At 64.4% G+C, this 23,350-nt stretch carries 15 protein-coding genes; 9 read left to right on the forward strand and 6 right to left on the reverse strand.

From position 1 onward, the window contains the following. Positions 1-61 precede the first annotated feature (61 nt). Positions 62-592 carry an alpha/beta fold hydrolase gene (locus YY7_RS54320; protein ID WP_433994560.1) on the forward strand — a complete coding sequence of 177 codons (531 nt, stop codon included), beginning with the start codon at positions 62-64 and terminating at the stop codon, positions 590-592. A 224-nt stretch (positions 593-816) separates the two neighbouring features. Here YY7_RS54320 and YY7_RS0139335 read toward each other — a convergent pair whose 3' ends face one another. After that, positions 817-1,404 (reverse strand): TetR/AcrR family transcriptional regulator, encoded by a 588-nt coding sequence (locus tag YY7_RS0139335; protein ID WP_028167960.1) that lies wholly within the window; start codon positions 1,402-1,404, stop codon positions 817-819. Between the two features lie 104 nt (positions 1,405-1,508). On the opposite strand from YY7_RS0139335, the gene YY7_RS0139340 reads away from it, so the two are divergent. The 3 genes from YY7_RS0139340 to YY7_RS0139350 all read left to right on the forward strand — a co-directional run bounded on the left by YY7_RS0139340 (position 1,509) and on the right by YY7_RS0139350 (position 7,563). After that, positions 1,509-2,918 carry an amidase gene (locus YY7_RS0139340; protein WP_028167961.1) on the forward strand — a complete coding sequence of 470 codons (1,410 nt, stop codon included), beginning with the start codon at positions 1,509-1,511 and terminating at the stop codon, positions 2,916-2,918. A 758-nt stretch (positions 2,919-3,676) separates the two neighbouring features. After that, positions 3,677-5,050, forward strand: a complete 1,374-nt coding sequence (locus tag YY7_RS0139345; protein WP_028167962.1) for a cation-efflux pump — start codon at positions 3,677-3,679, stop codon at positions 5,048-5,050. Between the two features lie 197 nt (positions 5,051-5,247). Further along, positions 5,248-7,563 (forward strand): sensor histidine kinase, encoded by a 2,316-nt coding sequence (locus YY7_RS0139350; RefSeq protein ID WP_028167963.1) that lies wholly within the window; start codon positions 5,248-5,250, stop codon positions 7,561-7,563. Positions 7,564-7,687: 124 nt separating this feature from the next. Here the strand turns inward: YY7_RS0139350 and mdoH are convergent, their stop codons facing one another. From mdoH to YY7_RS0139365, 3 genes are all read right to left on the reverse strand, one after another. After that, positions 7,688-9,817: a glucans biosynthesis glucosyltransferase MdoH gene (gene mdoH, locus YY7_RS0139355; protein ID WP_028167964.1), complete on the reverse strand. Its 2,130-nt coding sequence runs from the start codon at positions 9,815-9,817 to the stop codon at positions 7,688-7,690. Further along, on the reverse strand, positions 9,805-11,259 hold the full coding sequence (locus YY7_RS0139360) for a glucan biosynthesis protein G (protein WP_035692120.1): 1,455 nt from the start codon (positions 11,257-11,259) through the stop codon (positions 9,805-9,807). The genes mdoH and YY7_RS0139360 overlap by 13 nt, the downstream gene beginning before the upstream one ends. A gap of 306 nt (positions 11,260-11,565) precedes the next feature. Then, the gene (locus YY7_RS0139365) at positions 11,566-12,480 is read right to left on the reverse strand and encodes a LysR family transcriptional regulator (protein ID WP_028167966.1); all 915 of its coding nucleotides are present in this window, start codon (positions 12,478-12,480) and stop codon (positions 11,566-11,568) included. Positions 12,481-12,714: 234 nt separating this feature from the next. Here YY7_RS0139365 and YY7_RS0139370 point away from each other — a divergent pair, with 234 nt between their 5' ends. From YY7_RS0139370 to YY7_RS0139390, 5 genes are read left to right on the forward strand one after another with little or no spacing between them, the layout of a single operon-like run. Next, positions 12,715-13,191 carry a formate dehydrogenase subunit gamma gene (locus YY7_RS0139370; RefSeq protein WP_028167967.1) on the forward strand — a complete coding sequence of 159 codons (477 nt, stop codon included), beginning with the start codon at positions 12,715-12,717 and terminating at the stop codon, positions 13,189-13,191. Then, positions 13,188-14,744 carry a formate dehydrogenase beta subunit gene (locus YY7_RS0139375; RefSeq protein WP_028167968.1) on the forward strand — a complete coding sequence of 519 codons (1,557 nt, stop codon included), beginning with the start codon at positions 13,188-13,190 and terminating at the stop codon, positions 14,742-14,744. Before YY7_RS0139370 ends, YY7_RS0139375 begins: the two co-directional genes overlap by 4 nt. A gap of 10 nt (positions 14,745-14,754) precedes the next feature. Next, the gene (gene fdhF / locus YY7_RS0139380) at positions 14,755-17,631 is read left to right on the forward strand and encodes a formate dehydrogenase subunit alpha (protein ID WP_028167969.1); all 2,877 of its coding nucleotides are present in this window, start codon (positions 14,755-14,757) and stop codon (positions 17,629-17,631) included. Between the two features lie 2 nt (positions 17,632-17,633). Next, complete coding sequence (fdhD, locus tag YY7_RS0139385; protein ID WP_028167970.1) at positions 17,634-18,464, forward strand: formate dehydrogenase accessory sulfurtransferase FdhD; 831 nt, start codon at positions 17,634-17,636, stop codon at positions 18,462-18,464. Further along, positions 18,454-18,666: a formate dehydrogenase subunit delta gene (locus YY7_RS0139390; protein ID WP_028167971.1), complete on the forward strand. Its 213-nt coding sequence runs from the start codon at positions 18,454-18,456 to the stop codon at positions 18,664-18,666. Before fdhD ends, YY7_RS0139390 begins: the two co-directional genes overlap by 11 nt. A gap of 260 nt (positions 18,667-18,926) precedes the next feature. Here the strand turns inward: YY7_RS0139390 and YY7_RS0139395 are convergent, their stop codons facing one another. Together YY7_RS0139395 and YY7_RS0139400 are read right to left on the reverse strand one after the other, a co-directional pair. Further along, entirely contained in the window at positions 18,927-21,887 is a 2,961-nt protein-coding gene (locus YY7_RS0139395; RefSeq protein ID WP_028167972.1) for a bifunctional [glutamine synthetase] adenylyltransferase/[glutamine synthetase]-adenylyl-L-tyrosine phosphorylase, read from the reverse strand. Continuing rightward, positions 21,884-23,344 (reverse strand): ATP-binding protein, encoded by a 1,461-nt coding sequence (locus tag YY7_RS0139400; RefSeq protein WP_028167973.1) that lies wholly within the window; start codon positions 23,342-23,344, stop codon positions 21,884-21,886. Before YY7_RS0139400 ends, YY7_RS0139395 begins: the two co-directional genes overlap by 4 nt. Positions 23,345-23,350: the final 6 nt, after the last annotated feature.

The raw sequence follows: 23,350 nt of genomic DNA on the forward strand, positions 1-23,350 counted from the left end.
TCTGCTTGCACAGGAACGCCGCGTATACTACTTCGACATGCTGGGATACGGTCGATCCGATATGCCGAACGCTGACGTGTCGAGAGGCATTCAAAACCGTCTCTTCGCGGCCCTCTGCGAACATTGGGGCATCGGTCCTCCGGATATCGTCGCACACGACTTCGGAGGATCCACTGCTTTGCGNGGGCATCTGCTCGACGGGCTCGAATACAGATCGCTTACTCTAATAGACCCTGTAGCAATCAGCCCTCAAGGATCAGCGCTTGTTCAATCAGCCAAGCAACACGAGGACGTCTTCTCTCATCTGCCGGCCTATGTCCATGAAGCTATCTTGCGCGCTTACATCGACGGTGCGGTTGCCAAGGCCCTGCGTACTTCCGACATGTCGTTGTATTTGCACCCGTGGCTTGGTGATGAGGGTCAAAAGGCATTCTGGCGGCAGATTGCGCAAATGGACGATAAGTATACGCAGGAGATCGAGTGGCGTTACGGAGAGATGCGCTGTCCTGTTACGCTTATTTGGGAGAAGAAGACGAGTGGTGCCCGCTGTCGGACGGAAAAGAGTTGTCACGCCGGCTCTCGGCTCCGTTGATGATCGTTTCCGGAGCGAAGCACCTTGTTCAAGAAGACGCTCCGGAAGCAGTCATCGCCGCCGTGACGCGATTTTGGCGTGCCGACGTCCGCTGAGGGTCAACAGCGCCATTTGGCTGATCGGTCGATCACTTCCGCTCTACCCCGATAAAGCAGACCATTTCGAAGCCAAGCCGAACTTCGCTCTCGGGCCAAGAGCCGACATGAAGAACTGGCGCCGAGGCTCTACGACCGACGAGATGCTTTCTTTCCGCCCGGCAGGAGACCAGCGGCTCGATAGCCATCGATGAGTGCATCGAACAGTGAGATGTCCGAGCGGCTGCGTGCCATGAGCTGGGCCCCCGCGACGGCGGCGAAGATCGAGCGGGCTCGGGCTTCGCTTTCCTCACGTCCGACCAAGCCCGCCGCGACAAGAGTTCTGCTCAGCCATGCGACGTTGACGTCGCCGAAAGCTTGCACCTCCTTCTGAACCTCCACCGGCAGGTCGTCGTATTCGGCGGACATGAAGCTGCAAAGGCACAGACGGTTGCCGCTCTCGAGCGATCTTCGGAAGATGCTGGGATATGCTTGCAGACAGCGCAGCGGGTCGGCGCATTCCGACGACATGGCCTCCAGTTCGGCGGCCGTATCTTCCCAATAACGCTTCGCTACCGCCGCGCCGAGATCGGCCTTGCTCGGGAAGTGGTGGTAGATGCTCGGGGCTCTGATACCCACATCGGCCGCGAGATCGCGGAAGTTCAGGCCGCTGTAGCCGTGAGCCTGCGCCGTCCGCCTGGCCGCCGCCAAGATCGCTTCTCGTGAATTTGCGCTCAAAGAACACTTCCCTAGCCCTTACCTACCAAGCGTTAGATAGGGCTTGACGCCAAGCTTTGAAAGAGGTATCCGCAGTCTACCAAGTGTTAGGTAGGCTGCAACCCATGAAGACCGAGATCATCTATTCCGACGCCACCAAGCTGGCCGAACTGATCCGCACAAAGGAGCTGTCGCCAGTGGAGGTCGTGCAGGCCCATCTCGATCGCATCGCGGCCGTGGACCCGAAGATCAACGCGATTGTTACGCTTGCCGACGATGCGCTCGAAGCAGCCAAGGTGGCGGAGAAGGCGATCGTCGCCGGCGAGGAGCTCGGGCCACTGCATGGCGTGCCCTTCACGGTGAAGGACTCGATCGACACTGCGGGCGTGGCGACCCAGCGCGGTTCACCGATCTTCAAGGGACGCGTTCCCGAGATCGACGCGACCAGCGTCGCACGCATGAAGAAGGCGGGCGGCATCTTGCTCGCGAAGACGAACCTTCCCGAGTTCTCCTATTGGATCGAAAGCGACAATCTGCTCTCAGGCAGGTCGAACAATCCTTGGGATCTGACCCGCACGCCGGGGGGCTCGAGCGGCGGTGAATCCGCGGCGATCGCGGCGGGCATGTCGCCGCTGGGACTGGGCACCGACCTTGCGATCTCGGTGCGCGGTCCGGCCGCGCAGACCGGGATTGTCTCCCTCAAGGCAACGCATGGGCGTGTGCCCATGACTGGGATCTGGCCGCGCGCGCCGCGCCGCTTCTGGCATGTTGGTCCCATGGCACGCAGTGTCCGCGACCTCGCGCTCACCTTCTCGCAACTGGCCGGCCCTGACGGCCAAGACGCTTTCGCAACGAGCACCGCGCAGTTCGATGCGGGGGTCGGGCGCTCGCCCCATCGTCAGCTCCGGGTGGGCTGGCTGGTCGAGCCCGGCTTCGGGCCGGTCGACCCCGAGGTCGCCGCCACGGTGAAGGGGGCCGCCGAGGCGCTCAAGGACCTGGGCTGTTTCGTGGAGCCGGTGCGCATCCCGGCGCTCGAGCGCGACTTCGCTCTCGACGTGTTCAACCGCCTTCACGTGATGGAGATGAAGCCTGCATTCGCGGAGGCGACCGCCGGCCGCAGTCCGGACGAGCTCTATAAAATGGCCAAGACCATGCTCTCGCTGCCCGATACGTCCATGAAGGACTACATCGACGCGGAACAGGCCGCCGAGCGGCTGCGCGACGGCTATGCCGACTATTTCAGGACATACGACGCGCTGATCACCCCGGTCCTGCCGATCCCGGCCCACAAGCATGGCGTCGCAAAGTTCGTCATCAACGGCAAGACCGTGGACGCCACCTACCTCCAGGGCGCCACCGTGCCGCTCAACGTCACCGGGTTGCCCGGGCTGTCGATGCGGTTCGGCACCAGTAAGGAAGGACTGCCGATCAGCGTGCAGCTCGTCGGAAGCTGGCTCGCCGAGTCGACTATCCTGCATCTTGCCTCCCTACTCGAGAACGTGAGCACCGTGCGAGACCTGCATCCGAACCTCTGAGAAGAAGACCTCTAACCGAACGCGAGCGCCGGCATCGTGTGACTCCGTAGCGATGCCGGCGTTAGCTGAATCAACAATCGACTGGAAGTCGGAGTTTGCGCCGTCTCATCCGTCCTCTCTTCGACGGGCAAATCAGCAAAAACCTGTCCAGTCCGCGCAGAAAAAATATTTCTGTTTTTCCGAAATGCAAATCAGTCTATTAATCTGCGCGTCTCACCCGATTGAGGGGCGCTTCGCGATCGTCACGAGTGTTGCGGTGGGATGCGGTGGACGCGAATTGCGCGACGGACGAGTGCGCATGAGGCGGACGGCGAAGTCGTGTGGTCCTGACGCCCCGACGCTGGCGTCAAGTCCGTGAGAAGCCAACGCTTCTGGCGGGCGACGGTGGCAAGAAGCCCGGTCTCACCGAGGAGAGCACGATATAAGCCGTAAAACCATTGCGCAGGGAATGCCGGAGTGCCTCCGCTGAACCTGTATGCTCGTGTGCGCTTCTTTGTGCACTTATGCACACGAGACCGCGGGTGCAGCGCGCGCCCGGCGTTCCCTGCGCCCTCTTGGTTCTGGGCGAATGATTTTGCAAAGCTCGGGTGAAACACGCCGCGAGACTGTGGACCTGCATCTGAAATGTGTCTGGTGAACTCACGCGAAACATTTTCTGGATTCGGAATAATTCGCAACAACCTGCTGCTGCGAGTGAGTGGCGATTGCGACTGCGATCGGCGCTTGATGTTGGCGGGTGGGCTGCTACACCGCTGGCGATGAGCGCTCACAACGTCAAATCCTCGGTCGCAGCGATCTCGGTCTTTGCCAGCGGTGGCATGGCCGTGGCGAAACTCGTCGTCGGGATCGCGATCGGATCGCTGGCGCTGATCTCGGAGGCCCTGCACTCCTCGGTCGACCTGATCGCGACCATCATCACCTGGGCAGTGGTGCGGGTGTCCGACCTGCCCGCGGACGAAGAGCATCACTACGGCCACGGCAAGCTCGAAAGCATCTCCGCGCTCGGCGTGATCGCCCTGCTCTACGTGCTCGCGGGCGGCATCCTGGTCGAGGCCTATAGCCGGCTGAACGAAGGCGCGCCGCCGCCGTCGATCTCCGCGATCCCCTTCGTGGTCCTCATCATCGACATCGTCGTCAACCTCTGGCGAGCGCGGGCGCTGCATCGTGCGGCGCGCGAGACTAAGAGCCAGGCGCTCGCAGCCGACGCGCTGCATTTCGCCTCCGACGTGATGGGCTCCTTTGCCGTCATCATCGGCCTCATTCTCGCCGGCCTTGGCTTCTGGTGGGGCGACGCTGCCGCGGCCGTCGCCGTCGCCCTCATGATCGCGCTGCTCGGCTTCCGGATGGCGCGCTCGACCGTGGAGACGCTGACCGACCGGGCTCCGGAAGGCGTGCTTGAGAGGGCGACCGCGGCGATCCGGAACGTGCCCGGTGTGGTCGAGGTCGAGCGGCTGCGCGTGCGCATGGTCGGGCCGACCTATTTCATCGACGCCATCGCCAAGGTGCCGCGCACCATTCCGATCGACCGCGTCGAGGAGATCAAGCGCAGGGCCAAGGCCGCAGTCACTGAGGTGCTTGGCGATGCTGACCTCACCTTCGCCGCGGTGCCAGTCGCACGCGACAATGAGAGCGTGCGTGAGCGCATCATGGTGATCGCGCGCAATTCCGGGCTTGCCATCCATCACGTCACCGTGCACGCGCTTGGCGAGAAGCTGATCGTCAGCATCGATCTCGAGGTCGACGGCGAGATGGAACTCTCCGCGGCCCATGCCATCGCCCACGATCTCGAACGCGCGATCCGCGAGGACTTCGGCGAGGACGTCGAAGTCGACACCCACATCGAGCCGCTCGAGCCGGAACTGCCATGGGGCAGCAACGCCGCGCCTGATCGCGTCGAGACCATCAGACAGGCGCTGGCGCGCTTTGCCGCCGATGGCCCGATCCATGACATCCACAATGTGCGCGTCCGCGACTCCGACGCCGGCGAGATCGTCAACTTCCATTGCCGTGCCGCGCCGTCGATGAGCGTCATCAAGGTGCACGAGGAAGTCGACGCGATCGAGCGCGCGCTCCGCCGCGCCTTCCCCACCATCAAGCGCGTCATCAGCCACGCCGAGCCGCCGCACAGGTAGGAACACACATCGACGTTCTCGTTTCGGACTCGGTTTGCGAGCCGCGATTCTGTCTTGGACAAGAATTATTTCGCATTAACGAATCGTTGACTCTCGACACGCCGGGAAAACTGGATTCAAATCATAATGATTCGGGAGCAACGTGGGGTTGGCTTCCGAACCGTGTGGCAAATCAGATTGCGGTGGGGGTCTAGGGCATGACGCGTGCGCATGCGGCGAACGCGTGCGTTCAATCCGATTCGATCAAGGGATTGGCGCAATCGATCGCGAAACCAGACTACCACAGGCTCTTGACCGCTGAGCCTGCGTTGCGCCGGGCCGTGCCCACGCTGATCATCGCCTTCCTGATCACGATCTGCCTCGGCGCCTTCGTCCAGGTGGTCGACCAGAGCCGGCAGAAGCGCGCCGCGCTGAAGCGCGACCTCTCCGCCCTCTCCGATATCCTCGCCGAGCGGCTCGATCGCCTGATCTCGAGCCGCCGCGAACACCTTGGCAATATCGAGCAGTTGCAGAACCTGTTGCCCGACCTCATTCCGTCCTGGGGCATCGCCAGGGGCCGCCATGTCATCGTCACCAGCGCCGATCATCGCGTGCTCGCCCGCGCCCCGATCGACGGGCTTAGCGAGAACGACCGGGTGTTCGACATCGTCTCCACCGCGCAACTGCTCGTCGCGCCGAGCCAGCAGGGTATCCTCGCCGACATGATCCTGCCGAACGGCGACAGCGCGCTGGCCATTTCGGTTCAGGTGAAATCGCTGCCCGGCCAGGTGGTCGTGATCCAGGAGATGAACGAGCCGATCTGGGGATCGGACGCCGCGCTCTCGGTCACGCTCTCGGCGACCACGGGCTTCGTCGTGCTCATCCTCGGCTTCGCCTTCCACTGGCAGTCGACCCGCGCCCGCGAGGGCGATCTCATCAATGACGCCGTCCGCGGCCGGATCGACACCGCGCTCAACCGCGGCCGCTGCGGCCTGTGGGACTGGGACCTCTCGCGCGGCCGCATCTTCTGGTCGCAGTCGATGTTCACGCTGCTCGGCCTCGAATCCCGCAACGACCTTTTGACCTTCGGCGAGGTCAACGCACTGGTGAAATCGGACGACATCGATCTGTTCGACATCGCCGACCAGCTCATCTCCGGCAAGATCGACCACATCGACCAGTCGTTCCGCATGCAGCACACCGAGGGCCACTGGATCTGGCTGCGCGTGCGCTGCGAGCTCAGCCACGCGTCAGCCGATGGCGGCCTGCACCTGATCGGGATCGCGGTCGACATCACCGAGCAGAAGAGCCTCGCCGAAAAAACTGTTGAAGCGGACCTGCGGCTGCGCGACGCCATCGAGACCATTCCGGAAGCCTTCGTGCTCTGGGATGCCGAGGACCGCCTCGTGCTCTGCAACTCGCACTTCCAGCGCCTGCACAAATTGCCGGATTCGGCCGTTGCTCCCGGCACCTCCTACGAGACCGTGATCGAGGTCGGCAGCATGCCGGAGGTCCGCACGCGGTTGCACGAGGCCGGCGTGCCGATGCCGGGCGCGCGCACCTTCGAGGCGCAGCTCGACGACGGGAAGTGGCTGCACATCTCCGAGCGCCGCACCAAGGACGGCGGCTACGTCTCGGTCGGCACCGACATCACCCGCATCAAGGCCCACGAGCAGAAGCTCGTCGACAACGATCTGCGCCTGCGCGCCACCGTCGTCGATCTGAAGCGTTCGCAGACCGAGCTCGAGCGGCAGGCGATCGAGCTCGCTGACCTCGCGGAAAAATATTCGCAGGAGAAGACCCGCGCCGAGGAAGCCAACGCCGCCAAGTCGAAATTCCTCGCCAATATGAGCCACGAGCTGCGCACGCCGCTGAACGCCATCATCGGCTTCTCCGAGATCATGGGCAGCGGCATGTTCGGCGCGCTCGGCTCGGACAAGTATCAGGAATATTGCCACGATATCCTCACCAGCGGCAAATATCTGCTCGACGTCATCAACGACATCCTCGACATGTCGAAGATCGAGGCCGGGCGCATGAAGCTCGATTTGGAGCCGCTCGATCTGTCGAGGACGCTCGCGGAATCGCTGCGCGTGGTGTCTGGACGCGCCCAGGCCAAGCAGCTGACGCTCGATGCCGACATCGAACGCACGATTCCCGTGGTGGCCGATCGCCGCGCGATCAAGCAGATCGTCGTCAACCTGCTCTCCAATGCGGTGAAGTTCACGCCCGACAACGGCCGGGTGATCGTGCGCAGCCAGGTGCTGGACGATCAAATCGTGATGCTGATCGCCGACACCGGCATCGGCATCGCGCAGGACTCGCTGCAGCGCCTCGGCAAGCCGTTCGAGCAAGTCGAGAGCCAGCTCACCAAGACCTATCAGGGCTCGGGTCTCGGCCTTGCGATCGCACGCTCGCTGACCAGCCTGCATGGCGGCTCGATGAAGCTGCGCTCCAAGCTCGGCGTCGGCACCGTCGTCCGCATCGCCCTGCCACGCAACGCCTTTGCGGCGAGGATGCGGGAGGCGGCGTAAGGATTTCGCACTGCCGTTAGGGTGGGCAAAGCGCAGCGTGCCCACCATCGCTTGCACCGATGTAAATGGTGGGCACGCTTCGCTTTGCCCACCCTACGGCACTGCCCTTGGCCAGGCGACGCCGTCATTCCGGGGCCAACTTCAGGATTGTTTCCAACAACGCCCGGTCGTTCAACACCGCCAACGTCTCGCGGGCCGTGAGAGAGGCGACGGCCTGCTCGAAGGTGTCGCTCGCCTCAACGCGGGCGCGGGCTGTTGCGAGCTGCGGGTCGATTTCCTGCGGTCGCCGGCGCGCCGGTGGTGGGAGCGAGCGGAGATGCTGCGTCAGGAATTGCGGGTCGCGTTGCAATTCGACCAGCGCGCGGCCACGCTCAACCGAAGGCGATGCCGCCAGTTCGTTCGCACGGACCAGCACGGCCGGCGGCGCGACTTCCTCCGGTGTCGCAAACAGCGCCTTCATCCGCGGCTTCGCCGTATAGGCGCCGATCGGAATGGCAAACAACAGCCCGACGATGACCGGCGACATCCACAACAGCAGCGGCAGAGAGACGGCGTAGGCGCTCGCGGCCATCAGTACGCCGAAGGCCGTGGGCACTCCATACTTGCGATAGAGCTCGCGCCGCTCGACCGAGCCGTCGTCGCGGCGCTGCGTCTGCCATCCGGCATCACGGCCAATCAGGATCTCGATCACCGCGATCGACTGGAACACCATCATCGCGGGTGCGATCATGGCGGAGATCAGCACTTCGACGATGACACCGAGGAAAGCGCGAATGGCGCCGCCGAACCGCCGCCGCGTGTCCCGCTGCGTCAACAGCAACAGGAAGCCGAGCAGTTTCGGCACGATCAGAAGCGCCATGGTGGCGCCGAACACCCAGGCCGCGAGCACGGGGTCCTGCGCAGGCCAGTTGGGAAACAGCGCAAACCCCTTCGGAAAATATTCGGGGCGGACAAAGCGGGCCTGCAACGAGATCAGTATGCCGAGCAGCAGGAACGTAAACCACAGCGGCGCAGTGATATAGGAGCCGATCCCGGTCATGAAATGCAGGCGCGAAATCCAGTGCAGTCCGCGCGTCGGCAACACGGCGAGATGCTGCAGGTTTCCCTGGCACCATCGCCGGTCGCGCGCCGCGAAATCCAATAGCGAAGGCGGCACTTCCTCGAAACTGCCGCCGAGCGTCGGCGCCATATAGATGCCCCAGCCGGAGCGGCGCATCAGCGCGGCCTCGACGAAGTCGTGGCTCAGAATATGACCGCCGAACGGCTTTCGTCCGTGCAACTCCGGCAGCCCGGCCGCCTCGGCGAATGCCCGCACCCTGATGATGGCATTGTGCCCCCAATAATTGCCTTCGGAGCCGTGCCACCAGGCTACGCCCGCGGCGATCATCGGCCCATAAAGCCGCCCGGCGAACTGCTGCAGGCGGCTGAACAGGCTTCGCGCATTGACGATGATCGGCAACGTCTGCAGCAATGCCGCCGCGGGGTTCGCTTCCATCGCATGAACCATCCGCACCATCGTCTCGCCGGTCATCAGGCTGTCGGCATCGAGGACGATCATGAACTGATAGCCGCTGCCGAAGCGGGAAACCCACTCGGCGATGTTGCCGGACTTGCGCGCGACATTGTTGGCGCGGTGACGGTAATAGAGCCGATCGGAACCGCAGGCTTGCCGCAGTTTCAGGAAAGCGCGCTCCTCGGCGATCCAGATGTCGGGATCGGTGCTGTCGCTCAGCACGAACCAGTCGAAGTGCTCACCATGCCCGGTCGCCTCGACGGACTCGTAGATCGCACGCAGGCGGGCCATCAACTGGATTTCGTTTTCATTATAGGTCGGCAACAGAACCGCTGTCCGGCTCGCGATATCAGGCAAGGAACCGCTGGCGGCGATTTGCAGCGCATTCCCTCCTCTGCCGAGCAGGACGAAAAAGCCCGCAAGAGCGGAAGCAAACGAGAAGCCGATCCAGGCGAGCAACGCCACGAACAGCGCGAGCACCATCCATTCCAGGACGGTCACGCCCCCGACTTCGAGCACCTTGTACATCTCGTACGCGCCGGCGCCGGTGAGCGCGATAGTGGCTGCAAAGACAAATGTCCGCCGCAGCCACATGCTTGACGCCACCGGTACAGGCTGCCGCGTCGCCTGCGGCGCGCGCGCGAAGTCCGATGTGATCATCTCGAGCGGATCTTCGCGTGGCAGGAACCCGCCCGCCAGCGCGTCCCGCGTCAGCGGCGCAGACGTCGCTACGGAGCCCATCGATAAACCCACACTTCGGAAAGAGGTTTATCGTCTTGCACCAGCAAGGCCCGAAGCTCGACGGGCGTATCCTTCTTCACCGCGCATTGGAAGCTGAGCCGCCATCCACCCGTGTCGGGGTTCGGTTGGGTGACGATGTTGGTGATCTCGGACTTCTCGGCGCTCACGACGCCCTTGATGCTGCTGGGATCGATTGCCTTCAGGTTGTCGCCGACCAGATCCAGCACGAACAATTTGCTGTCGTCGCCGCGCGCGCCGATACCGGTGCGTACGAAGCGGGCGAGCGAATGAGGCTTCGGCATATCCGGGCCCCAGTGCAGGCGATAGGTGAAATTGTTTTCGCTCTTGGCCTTCAGCGGCGCCTTGGGCCGCCAGAACGCTGCGATGTTATCGTGGATTTCCTCCTTGGTCGGAATCTCGATCAGCACGACGCCGCCCTCGCCCCAATCGCCGATCGGTTCGACCCAGAGGCTCGGGCGAGCCTCGAAACGCGACTCGATATCCTCATAGGCGGCGAATCTCTTCTCGCGCTGCATCAGCCCGAAACCGCGCGGATTGAGGTCCTGGAAGGTGCTGACCTGAAGATCCCGCGGATTGCTCAGCGGACGCCACAGGCTTTCACCCTTGCCGTTGAAAATCGCGAGCCCGTCGGAATCGTGCACCGAGGGACGAAAATCGTCGACATCGTTGCGGTCATTGGGGCCGAAGAAGAACATGCTGGTCATCGGCGCCAGCCCTGCATGCTCGAGATCGGCCCGCGGATAAAGCGACATCTCGACGTCGAACACCGTGGTCTCGCCGGGCCGCAAGGTGAAGCGGTAGCTCGCGGCGCAGCTCTTGCTGTCGAGCAGCGCGTGGATGACGAGTGAGGTCGCGTTGGCTGCGGGGCGCTCCAGCCAGAACGCCTTGAAATAAGGAAACTCCTCTCCCTTCGCCTCTCCAGTGTCGATCGACAATCCCCGCGCCGACAATCCGTAGGTTTCACCCTTGGCGACGGCACGGAAATAGCTGGCGCCGAGGAAGACGCAGACCTCATCGAAATAGTCGGGCCTGTTGATCGGCGCGTGGATGCGAAAGCCGGCAAAGCCGAGATTATCAGCGGCGAACGTCGGCACATTGTCGCCGAACGAGAAGTCGTCCTTGCGATAGCGGATTTCGCTCGCCTGGCCGTCGACGACTTCGAAGATGCTGACCTTGTTCTTGTAGAAGAAGCCGCGGTGAAAGAACTGCGCCTGGAACGGCAGCTTTTCGGCACGCCACAGCGCGCGTTCCGGCATGAAGCGGATCGAGCGATACTGATCGTAGTTCAGATCCTTCAGCTCGGACGGCAGCTTTTCATCGGGCGCCTCGAACGATTTGCTCGCGAGGCTGCGCGCAAGTTCCCGGACGGTGGACGGATCAAACGGGACGGCGGCGACGGTTTCGGTTCCCGGAAACAACATGAGTGTCGGCAGCACTGCCGAGCCTTGCAGTAGCTGGCGACGATTCACGGGAACTCCCAGATGTTTGAACCAAGCGTAGCATTGCAACAGTCGAGCCGTCGGCAAAGTTCCCTTCGATGCTGCAAGGCGAGAAGAGATTTCCGTTCAGACAATCATCGCTTGAGCTTTGGGGAAAATCAGCATTCTGCCGCTATTCGGCCGCCAGAACGGCCTGAATCGAGCGGCGATTGAAATGTGAATTGGAGGAGACAGTCAGGCGCCCGACGGCCGCGCCGTGACGCGCGCGTCAACGTAGTGACACGTGGGTCACGCGCTATGATTGGGGGATACCGACTCCAGCGTGGGCGCGACTTCGCGGGCGACCTGGACCAGCGCGGCAATCAAGGGCGTCATCGGGTCGCGCTGCGGGATCACCAGGCCGATGCTGTAGTTCACGACAGGGTCGACGATCGGAATGCTGCGCACGGCATCGGCGAGGCCGAGTGTCTCCGCAAGCTTTGCCGGCATCACGCTTGCCCAGCGGCCGGTCTTCACATGGGTGTAGAGCACGAGCAGCGAGTTCGACGTCAGCGTCGGCGTCGCTTCCGCGCCGACCGAACGAAGTGCGCGATCGATGATGCGGCGGTTCTGCATGTCGGGAGTCAGCAAGCAGAGCGGCACCTGCCCGACCTCTTTCCATGTGACGGTGTCACGATCGCCGAACATGGCATCGGGCGATGTCAGCAAGCGGTAGCTCTCGCCATAGAGACGGATGGTGCGAACCTTGCCGATCGGCTCGTTCTCGATATAGGTCAGCCCGGCATCGACCTCGAGGTTCTCCAGGAGGCCCAGCACGTCGGACGAGGTGCAGGATTGGATGCGAAAGCGCACGTCCGGATGACGGGCGCGAAACGGCGTGGTCAGTGAAGCCACCATGCCGAGCGCGGTCGGGATCGCCGCGATCCGGATCTCGCCGGAAAGCTTGTGCTTCAGCCCATTGATCTCCTCCCGCATCGCGCGGGCATCGCCGACGATACGGCGCGCCCAATCGAGCGCGCGCTCACCCTCGGGCGTGAAGCCCTGAAAGCGGGAGCCGCGTTGCACCAGCATCACGCCAAGGAGATCCTCGAGCTGCTTGAGGCTCGTCGACATCGTCGGCTGCGTGACGCCGCACGCCTCCGCCGCGCGGCCGAAATGCCGCTCCTTTGCGAGCGCCAACAGGAGTTCAAGCTTGTCGATCAAGAAGGCCTCATCAGCTCTGGCATGCCACTTCGAATATAACGATCACAACCGCGACGAACACGAGAAAAAGCCGTAACGGACAAGGTGCCCCGCTACCAATTCTATTTATATATCGATCGATTTCATATCCCAATCGATCGCTGTTCACGATCGCAGCATGAGACAGCTTTATTGATATCTAGATCGATTCCAACTCTCATAGCAGCGAGTGAAAACGCGATTTGAGAGATGTGGATGACGTCGGCCTACGAACCCTGGAACGAAGCGCGCGGCGCCGAGATCATCGCCGAGCATGCCAAGCTCGAAGGCGCGACGCTGGTCATCCTGCACGCGCTGCAGGAGGCCTTCGGCTACGTGCCCGAGCCCGCGATCCCGATGGTCGCTTCCGCGCTTAATCTCTCGCGTGCCGAAGTCCACGGCGTGTTCACCTTCTACCATGATTTCCGCAAGGCGCCCGCAGGCCGTCATGTGCTGAAGCTCTGCCGCGCGGAGGCCTGTCAGGCCGCCGGCGGCGATGCGCTGGCCGCGCGCGCCGAAGCCAAGCTCGGCGTTGCGCTCGGCAATACCACGGCCGATGAGCGCGTAACGCTGGAGCCGATCTACTGCCTCGGCCTCTGCGCCACCGCGCCATCAGCGATGCTGGACGGCCGCATGGTCGGTCGGCTCGACGAAGCGCGCCTCGATGCGCTGGTGAAGGAGGCGCAGCGATGACGATGCGACTCTTTGTCCCCCGCGATGCTGGCGCAGTCGCCGTTGGCGCCGATGAGGTCGTGACGGCGCTGGAGCTCGCCGCCGAGCAGCGCGGCCTTGTGATCGAGATTGTCAGGACCGGCTCGCGCGGGCTGTATTGGCTGGAGCCGATGGTCGAAGTCGCAACAGCGGCGGGCCGGGTCGCGTTCGGACCGGTGAGCGCTGCGGACGCGACCTCCCTGCTCGATGCGATGGCCGCCGACGGGCCGCATCCGCTGCGCCTCGGCATCGCCGACGATATCCCCTGGCTGAAGCGCCAGACCCGCCTGACCTTCGCGCGCTGCGGCGTGATCGATCCGCGCTCGGTCGAGGACTATCGCGCCCATGGCGGCTACAGGGGCCTGGAGCGGGCGCTGACGCTCTCCCCCGACGAGATCCTGGCCGACGTCACCACCTCCGGCCTGCGCGGCCGCGGCGGTGCCGGCTTCCCGACCGGCATCAAGTGGAAGACGGTCGCGCAGGCCAGCGCCGACCGAAAGTACATCGTCTGCAATGCCGACGAAGGCGACAGCGGCACCTTCGCCGACCGCATGATCATGGAAGGCGATCCCTTCGTGCTGATCGAGGGCATGACGATCGCCGGCCTCACGGTCGGCGCCACCAAAGGCTACATTTACACCCGCTCCGAATATCCACATGCGGTCGAGGCGATGAATGCCGCGATCGCAGCGGCCAAGCGCGCCGGCTATCTCGGCGCCCTTATCGGCGGTTCCGCGCACAGCTTTGATCTCGAGGTGCGCGTCGGCGCCGGCGCCTATGTCTGCGGCGAGGAAACCTCGCTGCTCGAAAGCCTCGAAGGCCGCCGTGGCATCGTGCGCGCCAAGCCGCCGCTGCCCGCACACAAGGGCCTGTTCGGGCGGCCGACGGTGATCAACAACGTGCTGTCGTTCGCCGCGATCCCGTTCATCCTCGATAACGGCGCCAAGGCTTACGCAGATTTTGGCATGGGCCGCTCGCGCGGCACGATGCCGATCCAGCTTGCCGGCAATGTGAAGCATGGCGGCCTGTTCGAGACCGCATTCGGCATCACGCTCGGCGAACTTGTCGACGAGATCGGCGGCGGCTCCTTCACCGGCCGTCCGGTGCGCGCGGTGCAAGTGGGTGGCCCGCTCGGCGCCTACTTCCCGCGCGCTCTCTTTGATACGCCGTTCGACTATGAGGCTTTCGCTGCACGCGACGGATTGATCGGCCATGGCGGCATCGTCGTGTTCGACGACAGTGTCGATATGCGCAAGCAAGCGCGCTTTGCGATGGAATTCTGCGCGATCGAATCCTGTGGCAAGTGCACGCCCTGCCGGATCGGCTCGACCCGCGGCGTGGAGACCATCGAGAAGATCATCCGCGGCGAGCGCGTGGCCGAAAACCTCGCTCTCGTCGAGGACCTCTGCAACACCATGAAGTTCGGCTCGCTCTGCGCGCTCGGCGGCTTCACGCCCTACCCCGTGCTGAGTGCCCTCAGGCATTTCCGGGATGATTTCGGCCCGGCACCGGCCCGCTTAGAGGCCGCGGAATAGGAAAATCGCCATGTCATTGATCGAGGAAATCGACTTCGGCACGCCGCGCTCCAAATCGGAGACCATGGTCACGCTGACCATCGACGGCAAGCCCATTACGGTGCCCGAGGGCACCTCCATCATGCGCGCGGCGATGGAAGCAGGTCACCAGATCCCGAAGCTGTGCGCAACCGACATGGTCGACGCCTTCGGCTCCTGCCGCTTGTGCCTGGTCGAGATCGAGGGACGCTCGGGCACGCCGGCGTCCTGCACCACGCCGGTGGCGCCAGGGCTGGTCGTGCATACCCAGAGCGAGCGGCTGAAGAAGCTGCGCAAGGGCGTGATGGAGCTCTACATCTCCGACCATCCGCTGGACTGCCTGACCTGCGCTGCCAATGGCGATTGCGAATTGCAGGACATGGCAGGCGCAGTCGGCCTGCGCGACGTGCGCTACGGCTATGAGGGCGACAACCATGTGTTCGCCAAGTCCGCTGGCGCGGTCAATCCGGCCTGGATGCCGAAGGACGAGTCCAATCCCTACTTCACCTACGATCCGTCAAAATGCATCGTCTGCTCGCGCTGCGTCCGCGCCTGCGAGGAGGTGCAAGGCACCTTCGCACTGACGATCGCCGGCCGCGGCTTCGACAGCCGTGTCTCGCCGGGCATGAGCGAAAGCTTCCTCGGCTCCGAATGCGTCTCCTGCGGCGCCTGCGTGCAGGCCTGCCCGACCGCGACGCTGACGGAAAAATCAGTGATCGAGATCGGCCAGCCCGAGCATTCCGTGGTGACCACCTGTGCCTATTGCGGCGTCGGCTGCGCCTTCAAGGCCGAGATGCGCGGCGAGGAAGTGGTGCGCATGGTCCCGTACAAGGACGGCAAGGCCAATCGCGGACACTCCTGCGTCAAGGGACGCTTTGCCTGGGGTTATACCAACCACAAGGAACGCATCCTGAAGCCGATGATCCGCGAGCGGATCGCCGATCCCTGGCGCGAAGTGTCGTGGGACGAAGCGTTCTCGTTTGCCGCCGCGAAGTTCAAGGCGATCCAGCAGAAATACGGCCGCGACGCGGTCGGCGGCATCACGTCGTCCCGCTGCACCAATGAAGAGACCTATCTGGTGCAGAAGCTGATCCGCGGCGGCTTCGGCAACAACAATGTCGATACCTGCGCCCGGGTCTGCCACTCGCCGACCGGCTATGGCCTGTCGCAAACCTTCGGCACCTCGGCCGGCACGCAGGACTTCGACTCGGTCGAGGAGACCGACGTCGTGATCGTGATCGGCGCCAACCCGGCCTCTGCCCACCCCGTGTTCGCCTCGCGCTTAAAGAAGCGGCTGCGGCAAGGGGCAAAACTGATCGTGATCGATCCGCGTCGCACCGAGATGGTGGAGTCCCCTCACCTTGAGGCGCTGCATCTGCCGCTGATGCCGGGCACCAATGTCGCTGTCATGACGGCGCTCGCGCACGTCATCGTGACCGAGGGCCTCGTCAACGAAGCCTTCGTGCGCGAGCGCTGCGACTGGAGCGAATTCGAGGAATGGGCGGCGTTCGTCGCGCAGCCGAACAACAGCCCGGAAGCCACCGCGATCCTGACCGGAGTCGACCCGAAGGATGTCCGCGAAGCCGCGCGCATCTACGCCACCGGCGGCAACGGTGCGATCTATTACGGGCTGGGGGTCACCGAGCACAGCCAGGGCTCGACCACGGTGATCGCGATCGCCAACCTCGCGATGGTGACAGGCAATATCGGCCGCCCCGGCGTCGGCGTGAACCCGTTGCGCGGCCAGAACAACGTGCAGGGCTCCTGCGACATGGGCTCGTTCCCACACGAACTGCCGGGCTATCGCCACATCTCGACGGATGCGGTGCGTGACCAGTTCGAGGCGATGTGGAACGTCAAGCTCAACCCTGAGCCGGGCCTGCGCATCCCCAACATGTTCGACGCCGCGATCGAAGGCACCTTCATGGGCCTCTACGTGCAGGGCGAGGACATCCTGCAATCCGATCCCAACACCTCCCACGTGGTGGCGGCGCTGTCGGCGATGGAATGCGTGATCGTGCACGATCTCTTCCTGAACGAGACCGCGAATTACGCGCACGTGTTCCTGCCGGGCTCGAGTTTCCTGGAGAAGGATGGAACCTTCACCAACGCCGAGCGTCGTATCCAGCGCGTGCGCAAGGTGATGACGCCAAAGAACGGCATGGCCGACTGGGAAGTGACGATCCGCCTCGCGAAGGCGATGGGCTTCGAGATGCATTACGACCACCCCTCCGAGATCATGGACGAGATCGCGGCGCTGACCCCGACCTTCGCCGGCGTCTCCTACGCCAAGCTCGACGAGCTCGGCTCGGTGCAGTGGCCCTGCAACGAGAAGGCGCCCGAGGGCACGCCGGTGATGCATATCGGCGGCTTCGTCCGCGGCAAGGGCAAGTTCATCGTCACCGAATATCTCGCAACAGATGAGCGCACCGGGCCACGTTTCCCGCTGTTGCTCACGACGGGGCGCATCCTCAGCCAGTACAATGTCGGCGCGCAGACCCGCCGTACAGAGAATGTGGTCTGGCACAGCGAGGACCGGCTCGAGATCCATCCGCATGATGCCGAGCAGCGCGGCGTGCGCGATGGCGATTGGGTGCGCCTCAAGAGCCGCGCCGGCGAGACCACGCTGCGCGCGCTCATCACCGATCGTGTCGCGCCGGGCGTGGTTTACACCACGTTCCATCATCCGGACACGCAGGCCAATGTGATCACGACCGACTATTCGGACTGGGCCACGAATTGTCCGGAATACAAGGTCACCGCCGTGCAGGTCTCGCCGTCGAATGGTCCGTCCGACTGGCAGAAGGCCTATGAGGCGCAGGCGAAGCATTCACGCCGGATCGCGCCGGTCGTGGAAGCCGCGGAGTGAGGATGCACGATCCCGTCACCAGCGCGAAGCGGCAGGTCTGGCGCGACGGCAGCCTCAGCGAAGGCACGCGCCAGATCCCCGAGGAGACGGCGCTGGCGCTGACCTATAATGGCGGCACCTACGCCGTGATGATGGGCACGCCGCAGGACCTGCGCGATTTTGCCGTGGGCTTCAGCCTCAGCGAAGGCGTTGTTCAATCCGCCGAGGAGATCGAGACGCTCGACGTCATCGAGCTCGACGACGGCATCGAGCTGCGGATGTGGCTGGCGCCCGAAAAGGCCGCGCTGATCAATGAGCGGCGGCGGCATATCGCGGGCCCGACCGGCTGCGGCCTCTGCGGCATCGACTCGATCGCCGAAGCGGTTCGTCCGGCGGCAATCGTGCCGAAGGGCCGCAGTTTCTCGCCGCGCGAGATCATGGCCGCGATGGCCGCGATCGCCCCGCTGCAGGCGATCAACCTCAGGACACGCGCAGTGCATGCCGCGGCGTTCTGGACGCCGGCGCGCGGCATTGTCGCGCTGCGCGAGGATGTCGGCCGTCACAATGCGCTCGACAAGCTTGCCGGTGCGCTGGCGCAGGCCAAAGTACCTACCAGCGACGGCATGGTGCTGTTGACGAGCCGCGTCTCGGTCGAGATGGTGCAGAAGACGGCAACCATCGGCGCGCCGCTGATGGTCGCGGTGTCCGCGCCGACAGCGCTTGCTGTGCGCATGGCCGACGCCGCCGGCATCACGCTCGCGGCGATCGCACGCGCCGACGGGTTCGAAGTGTTCACACATGCGGAGCGGATCGTTCCCCACGCCGATAGCAGGAAAGCCATCCATGTCGCCTGACCGACTAATTTACATGGCCAACCAGATCGGCAAGTTCTTCCAGAACCAGGGGCATGAGCGCGCGGTGCCGGGCATTGCCGAGCATATCAAGAAGTTCTGGGACCCGCGGATGCGGAAGGCGATCTTCGCCCATCTCGACGCCGGCGGCGCTGGGCTTGATCCGTACGTCCACGAGGCGCTCAAGAAGTTGAAGAAGGCGTAGGCCGCGCAGTCGTAGGGTGGGCAAAGGCGCGCCAGCGCCGTGCCCACCATCTCTCCACGAGTGCAACACTGAATGGTGGGCACGCGTCGCTTTGCCCACGCTACGGCGCTGTCGTCCCGGCGAACGCCGGGACCCATAACCACAGGATCGCGTTGTGGCGCGCGCAAGCGGTTGCGGCGGAGCACATTGCAAACGCCTGTGGTTATGGGTCCCGGGTCAAGCCCGGGACGACACCGAATTTGTAGCGATCGGCGCCGCGCCTAACGTCCGCCGACGATCGCGTTGAACACGCGGCGGACTTCGCTCTGCGTCTCGCGCACGCCGGCTTCGAGGGCGGAGAAATCCGGCGTGTCGCCTGCGCGCGCCATCACGCGTAGCAGATCGTCACCGGCAGTTTCGGGATTGAATTTGCCAATCACGCAAAGGCGCAGGATCTGCGTGAGGTCGTGATAGAGCCGCGCGGCCGAGCGCAGCACTTCGGCTTCCGACTGGCCGAGCACGCCGAGCTTTGCGGCGTTGTCGAGCACCTGCAATGTGGAGACGCTGAGAATGTCCGGCTTCTCGGCGGCGTGCACGAGTTGCAGATATTGCGCGATGAAATCGATGTCGATGAGGCCGCCGGCGGCGAGCTTCAGGTCCCAGATGTCGTCCTCGCCCTTCTCGAGCGCGATCGCGCGCCGCATCTCGACGACGTCGTTGGCGGTTTTGCCCGCATCGCGCTTGCGCGTCAGCACGCGGCGGATGATGTCTTCGATCTTCTCGCGGAACGCCGGCGATGACGAGATCACGCGCGCCCGCGTCAGCGCCATGTGCTCCCAGGTCCAGGCCTCGCGCTCCTGATATTCGGCGAAGGAATCGAGCCGTGATGCCAGTGGACCGGCGCGGCCCGATGGGCGTAGCCGCATGTCGACCTCGTAGAGCACGCCGTAATTGGTTCGTGTCGTGAAGGCGGAGATCAGGCGCTGGGTGAGGCGGGCAAAATACTGCGCGCCGTGCAGCGCGCGGTCGCCGTCGGAGTCCGGGTGTTCGTGGTCGTAGTCGTAGAGCAGGATCAGGTCGAGGTCGGAGGACGCCGTCATCTCGCGGCTGCCGAGCCGGCCCATGGCGACAATCGCGGTCTCCTGGTCGTTGATGCGGCCGTATTGCGTGGCGAACTGGTCGGTGACAAGGCCATGCACGGTGTGCACGATCCCTTCCGCGACGTCGGCGAAGGCGACGCTCGCCTGCTGCGCCGACACCGTGCCGGAGAGGATCCGCGTGCCGATCAGGAACAGGCTTTCCTGGCCGAACAGCCGCAGGCGATCGAGGAAGTCTTCGTAGGAGCCGGCGTCCTTGAGCGTGATCGCGAGCCGCTCCGACAATTCGCGCTGGTCCGGCATCGCGCCGAAGAAGCGCGGATCGATCAGCCCGTCCATGATCTGCGGCTGCCGCGCCAGCATGTCGCCGAGCCGCGGCGCGGCGCCGAGGATCAGCGCCACCAGCGCGACCAGATCGCGGTTCTGGCTCAGCAGCGTGATCAGCCGCCCGCCCCGCTGCAGCGCCCCGAGGAAACGATCGAACGCCACAACCGCAGCGTCCGGCTCCTCGGCATGCGCAAGGCCGTCGATCAGGCCCGGAATGAACTCGAGGAAAGCATTGCGCGTCGCCTCCACGCGCAGCGCGCGATAGTCGCCTTCGATCCATTGCTGCACGGTCTTTGCGACCGCGACCGGCTTCTCGAAGCCGAGACTCACGAGATGCTCGAGCAGCCGCTGGTCTTCGGGGCCGGCGCCGTAGTTCAACTTCGGCAACTTTGCCGTGCCGGTCGGCTCGTCGCCCTCGAACAGCTTGGCGTAATGGCCCTGCACAATGTTGAGATGCGCGAGCAATTCCATCGCAAAGGTGGCCCTGCTCGTATAGCCGAGGAAATGAGCAAAGCGCTCGATCGCCGCGGGATCTTCCGGCAGCGTGTGCGTCTGCTCGTCGGCGATCATCTGCAGACGATGCTCGACGCGGCGCAGGAACTGATAGGCCGCGGTGAGCTCGTCACGCGCCTCAAAGGTGATCCAGTTGCTGGAGGCCAGCATCGCGAGCGCCTCGAGCGTCGGCCGCACCCGTAATTCCGGATGCCGCCCGCCCGCGATCAACTGCTGGGTCTGGGCGAAGAACTCGATCTCGCGGATGCCGCCGCGGCCGACCTTGACGTTGTGGCCCTCGACCGAGATCTCGCTCTGGCCGCGGTAGGTCTGCATCTGCCGCTTCATGTCGTGGACATCGGCAAGCGCGGCGAAGTCCAGATGCTTGCGCCAGACGAAGGGGGCGATTTCCGCAAGCAGCACCTCGCCCGCCCTGCTGTCGCCGGCGCAGGGGCGCGCCTTGATCATCGCGGCGCGTTCCCAGGTCCGCCCTTCCCGCGCGTAATAGTTCAGCGCCGAATCGGTCGAGATCGCGACCTGCGTCGACGCCGGATCGGGCCTCAGCCGCAGGTCGACGCGGAACACATAGCCGTCGCCGGAGCGCTGCTGCAGCATGCGCGCCATCGACTGGGTGACGCGGACGAAGAACGGCTGCGGTTCGATATCCTCGGCCAGCGAGGTCGCAGCCGGATCGTAGAAGACGATGAGATCGATATCGCTGGAATAGTTCAGCTCGCCCGCGCCCATCTTGCCCATCGCGAGCACGATCAGCCCGCTGCCCTCTTCGGGACGGTCGGGGTCGGGCGCATGGAGGCGGCCGCGCGCCATCTCCTGGCGCAGCAGGTAGCGCAGCGCCGACTGCACGGACGCGACCGCAAGGTCGGTCAGCGCGGCGGTGACCCGTGTGACCGGCCACACGCCGCCAATGTCGCAAAGCGCGATCAGGAGCGCCGCCTCCGCCTTCATGCGGCGGAGCAGTTGCATCACTTCGGCCTCGCCTGAGGCGGCGAACACGTCGTGCGACGTCTTGTCGATCAGGTCGGCCAGATGCGGCTCCGGGTCGCAGGAGAGCAACCGGATCAGCCGCGCCGGATCGGCGCGCACGAGCTCGAACAGGAACGGCGAGCATTCCGCAATGCCGAGCAGGATGCGCTTGGCGAAGGGATAGCCGAGCAGTTCATCGAGCGCGGCCGATTGCGCCGGCTCGAGTTCGGCGAGCCAGTCTGTCAGGCGCTGTTCGGCTTGGATGGGCGCGGACACATACGGTCCGTCCGCGAACCGCGCGGCCAGACGATGTCCCGCGGAGCCCGGCGCGGAAGCGTTCATGCCGCCTTCTGTGGCACATCCTGCGTTTGGGCCGCAAGCCTGTCAGCCGCGCCGGCACGCGCCGGCAGCACCAGCGTCGCAACCAGCCCGGGATGGGCGTCGCCGAGCCTGAGCTCGCCGCCGTGCAGTGTCGCGACCGCCGCGGCGAGGCTGAGCCCAAGCCCGGAACCCGGCAGCGTGCGGCTCGCCTCGAGCCGGACGAATCGTTCCACCGCGTGCTTGCGATCGGCCTCGGGAATGCCCGGACCATGATCGGTGACGCTGAGCAGCACGGAGTCGGACTCGCGCCGCGCCTCGATCAGGATCTCCTTGGCTGCGGCGGCCGCCTCCGGGTCGATCGGCTGCACCACCGGCTTGCCATATTTGATCGCGTTCTCGACGAGGTTGGCGAGCGCCTGGCTGATCAATTCACGGTTGCCGTGCATCGCGCTGGGCGCGGTCTTCACATGCAGGCTCATGCCGTCGTCCTCGGCGAGCGGCTCGTAGAGCTCATGGATGCCGGCGGCAACGTCGGCCGCGTCGAAATCATCCATGTTGCCGCGCGCCTGACCGGACTCAGCCCGCGCGATCATCAAGAGTGCATTGAAGGTACGGATCAGGCCATCGGATTCCTCGATGGTGCGCTCCAGCGCCGCCCGGTAATCGGCCTCGCTCCTGGCGCGCGCCAATGCCTCCTCGGCGCGGTTGCGAAGGCGCGTCAGCGGGGTCTTGAGGTCGTGGGCGATGTTGTCGGAGACCTCCTTCAGCCCCGTCATCAGCGCCTCGATGCGCTCCAGCATGGCGTTGAGGTTCTCGGCGAGACGATCGAGCTCGTCGCCGCTGCGGCCGACCGGCAGGCGGTCGGATAGATCGCCGGCCATGATGCGCTGGGCGGTGCCGGTCATGGCATCGATCCGCTGCAACACCCGCCGCGCGACGAAGATGCCGCCGCCAATGCCGAGCACGACCACGACCAGGATCGACCATTGCGCGGCTTTGGCAACGATGCCGAACAGCCGCCGCCGCTCCTCGAGGTCGCGCCCGATCAAGAGCCGGAAGCCATTGGTCATCTCGGTGACCCGCACCAGCGCGCGGTGATCGGTGTTGTCATTGTCGTCGAGCCGCCGATAGGCCGTCTCGGTCCAACCCTGCATTCCCATCACCCCCGGCGCCAGCGAGCCGACATTGCCGGCGATCGCCTGCCCGTTCGGTGCGGTCACGAGGTAGAGGTTGGCGCCCGGCCGCAGCGCCCGGTTGCCGATGGTGAACACAAGGCCGCGCAGGCCACGCCGGTTGTAGATCTCGGTGACTTCGCCGACCTCGGCATTGACCGTGGAGGTGATCTGCTCGGTGATCAGGCGGCGCGTATTCCAGGCGAAATAGCCGAGCAGCGACGCTGCGAACAGCGCAAACAAAAACAGATAGACCAGCGTCAGCCGGAACGCCGTGGTGCGGATCAGTTTACCGAATGCCGTCACGGATGA

Origin of the sequence: Bradyrhizobium elkanii WSM2783 (assembly GCF_000472865.1) — a bacterium.
In the GTDB taxonomy this organism is placed as follows: Bacteria; Pseudomonadota; Alphaproteobacteria; order Rhizobiales; family Xanthobacteraceae; genus Bradyrhizobium; species Bradyrhizobium elkanii_A.